Below are 5,451 nucleotides of genomic sequence, written 5' to 3'. Positions count from 1 at the left end.
GCAGGCCCGCGCGGCGCTGCTGCGCAGCCTGTTCGTCGGCACCCTGCTGGCGCTGCTGCTGGCGGTGGCCGCCGCGGTGGTGGTGTCGCGGCGGGTGTCGCGGCCGCTGGTCGCGCTGGCCGCCGCCACGCGGTCCTTCGCGGCCGGGGAGCCGCATCCGGACCGGCTGATCCGCCGGGCCCCCGGCGAGCTCGGCGAGGTCGGCCGGGCCTTCACCGCGATGACCGCGACCCTGACCCATCAAGACGAGCAGCGCCGCGCGCTGATCGCCGACGTCGCCCACGAGCTGCGCACCCCGGTGGCCATCCTTCGGGGACAGACCGAGCAGCTCCTCGACGGCATCGCCGAGCCGACCACCGACCGGCTGGTGTCCCTGCACGACGAGGTGCTGCGACTGGAACGCGTCACCGAGGACCTGGCCACCTTGTCCGCCGCGGACGCCGCCGGACTCGCGCTGCGCACCGAACCCGTCGACCTGGGCCAGCTCGCCGCCCGGACGGTGGACGCGATGCAGGCCCACTTCGACGACGCCGAGCTCACCGCGCACGCCGACGTCGACGACGACGTCGTCGTCCACGGCGACCCGACCCGCCTGAGCCAGGTGGTCACCAACCTGCTGACCAACGCCGCCAAGTTCACCCCACCCGGTGGCCGCATCACCGTCGAGGTCCACCGGGCGGCGCAGGGCGCCGAGCTGGTCGTCACCGACACCGGCCCCGGCATCCCGCCCGACGAGCTGCCCCACCTGTTCGACCGGTTCTGGCGAGGGCGCGCCGCCGGCACCCGCAGTGGCACCGGGATCGGGCTGTCGGTGGTCGCGTCCCTGGTCGCCGCGCACGGCGGCACCGTCACCGCACGCGCCCCCGCGGACGGAGGAGCCCAGTTCACCGTGACCCTGCCCACCATCAGCCGGCCGGGTCCGGTCGCCGAGGGTTCGACGGTCGAGCCGGTGGCCCACTGACCGCTGGGTTGGCGCATAGTGGCCTAGGCGTTGGCCTAGGTGGAGGAGGTGGGCGCGTGCAGACCAGCGTGCTCGTTGTCGAGGACGAACGAAAGATCCGCGACCTGCTGCGCGCCTACCTCGAGCATGATGGCCTGTCGGTGCTGACCACCTGGTCCGGCGGCGAGGCCATCAGCCTGGCCCGCGACGCCGCCCCGGACCTGATCGTCCTCGACCTGGGGCTGCCCGACGTCGCCGGGGAGGACGTCGTGCGTGAGGTTCGCCGGTTCTCCACCATCCCGATCCTCATCCTGACCGCGAAGGACGACACCGACGAGCGCATCCACTGCCTCGAGCTCGGCGCCGACGACTACGTCACCAAACCGTTCAGCCCCCGCGAGGTCACCCTGCGGGTGCGGGCCATCCTGCGCCGGCTCAACCCGGACACCACCCCCGAGCGGCCGTCGTCCTACGGCGACGGCGAGCTGGTCCTGGACGAACCACGGCGGCAGGCCACCATCCGCGGCAACCAAGTGGAGCTCACCAGCACCGAGTGGCGACTGCTGTGGACCCTGGCCGGCAGCCCCGGCCGGGTGTTCTCCCGCTACGAGCTGATCAACCGCACCCGCGGCTACGACTTCGAAGGCTACGAACGCATCGTCGACTCCCACGTGCGCAACCTGCGGCAGAAGATCGAGGCCGACCGCACCCACCCACGCATCGTGCAGACCGTGGTCGGAGCCGGATACCGCCTCGGCCTGCACCGCGACACCTAGCACCCACCCCGGCCACGGCCGGCCGTCATCTCGCCGGTCGCCGCCACGCGCGGGGGACCTCCACGCGGCTGTCAGGCCCTCTGGTTCCCTCGCCCCGTGCTCGAGCAGGGGCCCTGCAACGGCACCAACCCGACGCCCGCCGGTCCTGTCCCCGCAGCGCCGAACCCAGCAAGGCCGGCGCCCGCAGCTGCTGGCCGGCGCCTCGGTGGCCCACAACGCGATCGAGGCTCGACCAGGCAGGACACGGAGCGACCCTTCACGCGACCAGGCATGCACCGATCTCATGGCCGAGCGTGCTCCCAGGCCAACATCCCTGCCGATCAAGAGCGGGTCGAGCGGGGTGTTGTCAGTCAGGTGGAGTGTGGCTCGCCGGTGACGAGCCACGTAGGCACCTGTACCGGCACTGTGATCTCCCTTCGTGGGTTCAAGTCCCACCGCCACCGCCACGCCGTTGCGACCACTCGTTGCAGGCATGGGGGTCATGGCGGCCCTGATGCCTGCACCGAGGCGGGGCTCGGCCGCGCCGGGCCACGGGCGGTGGTCAATAGGGCCCAAGGTTCCTTGCCTTGCGGGATTCGGGCCTGCTTGTCTGATCTTCGTGTCAGCGACCGCCCCGCCGTCCCACGCCGACGGGCCGCGCGGCTTCCAGGCCTACATCCCAGGCATCGCCGTGGTGCGGTCCTATCAGAGGTCCTGGCTGACGAAGGACGTCTTGGCCGGCCTGGTCCTTTCGGCGCTACTCGTACCGCAGGGCATGGCGTACGCCGAGCTGGCCGGGCTGCCCGCGATCACCGGCCTCTACACCTCGATTCTGTGCCTGCTCGGGTACGCGGCCTTCGGGCCGTCGAGGGTGCTCGTGCTGGGTCCCGACTCCTCCCTAGGCCCCATGATCGCCGCCGCCGTCGCCCCGCTGCTTCTGGCCGGTGGCGACCCGGCGCGGGCGATCGCGCTGGCGTCCATGCTGTCCCTCCTCGTCGGCGCGATCATGGTGGTCGCCGGGCTGGCGAAGTTCGGCTTCATCGCGGACCTGTTGTCCAAGCCCACCCAGGTCGGCTATATGAACGGCTTGGCCCTGACCATCGTGATCGGGCAGCTGCCCAAGCTGTTCGGCTTCTCCGTGGACGCGAACGGGCTCATCGAGGAGGCCAGGGGCTTCGTCCAGGGGCTGGCCGACTCACAGGCGAACGCCACCGCTGCGGCCATCGGCGTGGTGTCCCTCGCCGGCATCCTGCTGCTGAACCGGTTCCTACCCAAGGTGCCCTCGGTGCTGGTCGCCGTGGTGCTCGCATCCGTCGCCGTCCACGTGTGGAACCTCCAGGACCAGGGCGTCGACACCATCGGCGTGCTCCCTCAAGGGTTTCCTCCGTTCACGATCCCCCACGTGAGCTGGTCCGACCTGGGGCCGCTGTTCATCGGCGCGCTGGGGATCACCTTGGTGACGCTGGCGGACACCATGTCCAACGCGTCCAGCTTCGCGGCCCGTCACGGGGATCGGGTACGCGGGAACCAGGAGATGGTGGGGGTCGGCGCCGCCAACCTGGCCGCCGGACTCTTCCAGGGCTTCCCGGTGAGCTCCAGCGGCTCCCGCACCGCGGTGGCGGACCAGTCGGGTTCTCGCTCCCAGCTCACCGGGGTGGTCGGGGCCGCGGTCATCGTCGTCGTCCTGGTGTTCGCCGCCGGGCTCTTCCAGTACGTCCCCCAGCCCGTCCTGGGCGCCGTCGTCATCGCTGCGGCGCTGTCGCTGGCCGACCTCCCGGCGACCCGGCGGCTGTGGCAGCAGCGCCGCACGGAATTCGGCCTCGCAATGATCGCCTTCCTCGGAGTGGCCCTCCTGGGCGTGCTCCCGGGCATCCTCATCGCGGTGGCCCTGTCGATCCTCAACGTGTTCCGCCGGCTCTGGTGGCCGCACCACGCCGAGCTGGGCCGGGTCGACGGCATGACCGGGCTGCACGACACCGGAAGCTACCCCGACGCCGAGCGGCTTCCGGGGATGGTCGTCTACCGGTTCGACGCCCCGCTGATCTTCGCGAACTCGCGCTCCTTCAGCGACGAGGTCAGGGCCATGGCGCAGGACCGCCCTGACCTGAAGTGGATCGTCATCGCGTCAGAGCCGGTCACCGATGTCGACACCACCGCCTCGGACATGCTGCTGGACCTGGACACCTGGCTGAACGCGCGCGACATCTCGCTGGTGTTCGCCGAGATGAAGGATGCGGTGCGGGAGAAGATCGAACGCTACGAGCTCACTCGCACCATCGACCCCAACCACTTCTTCCCGTCACTGGACGATGCCGCCGCCACGTACGTTCGGGAGACCGGGGCCACCTGGCAGCCGCCGAAAGCGAGGAGCTGACATGTCCGCTTCACCTGGAAGGGGTGGTGTCATGTCCCGACGCGTCGCGGCTGTCCTGACCCTGCTGTGCCTGGCGGTCGGCGCGATGCTGCTGGTCTTCTCGGTCGTCGCGGAGTTCCCCCGGGGGCTGATCGCGCTGGGCCTGCTGATGCTCGCGGCGATAATCGGTTGGCAGGGCCTGATCCGCACCGGCCGGTCCCGCGTGGTGTTGTGGATCCTGGCGGGCCTGCTCCTGGTCGGCGCGGTGGCAGTGGTGCTGGTCGACGGGATCCGACCCGGCGGGTTGGCGGGTCTGGTGCTCCTGGTGCTCGGCGTGGCGGTGAGCAAGCGGGCGTTCTCGGTGCACCTCCACCTGCCGGCGGCGCCCCGGCCCACGCGCGCCGTGGTGGTCTACAACGTGAAGTCCGGCGGCGGTAAGGCCGTGAGCAACAACCTGGCCGAGGAGGCCGTCCGCCGGGGGATCACGCCGCGGGAGTTCCAGCCCGGTGAGGACTGGGAGCAGGTGGTCCGCGACCTGGTCGCCGGCGGCGCGGACGGGCTGATGGCGGCCGGCGGTGACGGGACGCAGGCGCTGGTGGCCACGATCGCGGCGGAGCACGACCTGCCGTTCGCCTGCATCCCGGCTGGCACCCGCAACCACTTCGCCCTCGACCTCGGGGTGGACCGCGACGACGTAGTCGGCGCGCTGGACGCGTTCGTCGACGGCGGGGAGAAGCGGGTCGACCTCGGCGAAGTCGGCGGCCGGGTGTTCGTCAACAACGTGTCCTTTGGGCTATACGCGGAGGCGGTGCAGAGCGAGGGCTACCGCGACGCGAAGATCCGCACCCTGCTCGACACGGTGCCCACGGTGATGGCGCCGGGCGATGCCGGCGGCGCTCGACAGCTGCGCTGGACCGGGCCGGACGGCGCGCCGCAGTCGTCGGCGGCGGTGATCCTGGTGTCCAACAACGTGTACCGGCTGGGCAAGGCCATCGGCTCGGGCACGCGCCCGTGCATGGACGGCGGCGAACTTGGGGTCGCGGTCATGGGTGCCCCGTCCCCGAGCGGTCACCGCCAGCCATTGCAGCAGTGGGCCACGCCCGAGTTCGTGATCGAGTCGGACGGCGAGGTGCCGCTCGGGGTCGACGGGGAGGCGCTGATGATGCCGACCCCCCTGACCCTGCGGATCCGACCAGGCGCGTTGCGCGTCCGCATCGCCCCGCAGCACCCGGGCGCCTCACCCGCGTACGCACAGCCGACGGGGTTCCGCGACGCGATGCGCCGGCTACTGCGCATCGCCGGCGGCGCAGACCCGGCCGGACTCGGCTAGGCCGCACATGACGGAGGGCACCGACCCGGCGAACGAACCAGGTGGTGGCACCCTGACTTCGGACCACGTAGGC

4 protein-coding genes are annotated in these 5,451 nt (G+C 71.4%); all 4 read left to right on the top strand.

Features of this window, described 5'->3' with window-relative positions; genetic code table 11:
- Positions 1-961: HAMP domain-containing sensor histidine kinase (locus tag VIM19_07175; GenBank protein ID HEY5184674.1), on the top strand; the 961-nt coding region annotated here is incomplete at its 5' end.
- Between the two features lie 56 nt (positions 962-1,017).
- A complete protein-coding gene (locus tag VIM19_07170) occupies positions 1,018-1,716 on the top strand; it encodes a response regulator transcription factor (GenBank protein HEY5184673.1) in 699 nt (232 codons plus the stop codon).
- Positions 1,717-2,314: 598 nt separating this feature from the next.
- The gene (locus tag VIM19_07165) at positions 2,315-4,069 is read left to right on the top strand and encodes a SulP family inorganic anion transporter (GenBank protein HEY5184672.1); all 1,755 of its coding nucleotides are present in this window, start codon (positions 2,315-2,317) and stop codon (positions 4,067-4,069) included.
- A 31-nt stretch (positions 4,070-4,100) separates the two neighbouring features.
- Complete coding sequence (locus VIM19_07160) at positions 4,101-5,378, top strand: diacylglycerol kinase family protein (protein HEY5184671.1); 1,278 nt, start codon at positions 4,101-4,103, stop codon at positions 5,376-5,378.
- The last annotated feature ends 73 nt before the right edge of the window (positions 5,379-5,451 follow it).

The organism is Actinomycetes bacterium (genome assembly GCA_036510875.1).
In the GTDB taxonomy this organism is placed as follows: domain Bacteria; phylum Actinomycetota; class Actinomycetes; order Prado026; family Prado026; genus DATCDE01.
Note: the sequence above shows the minus strand (reverse complement) of the source record. Positions and strands in the feature narration are given on the sequence as shown.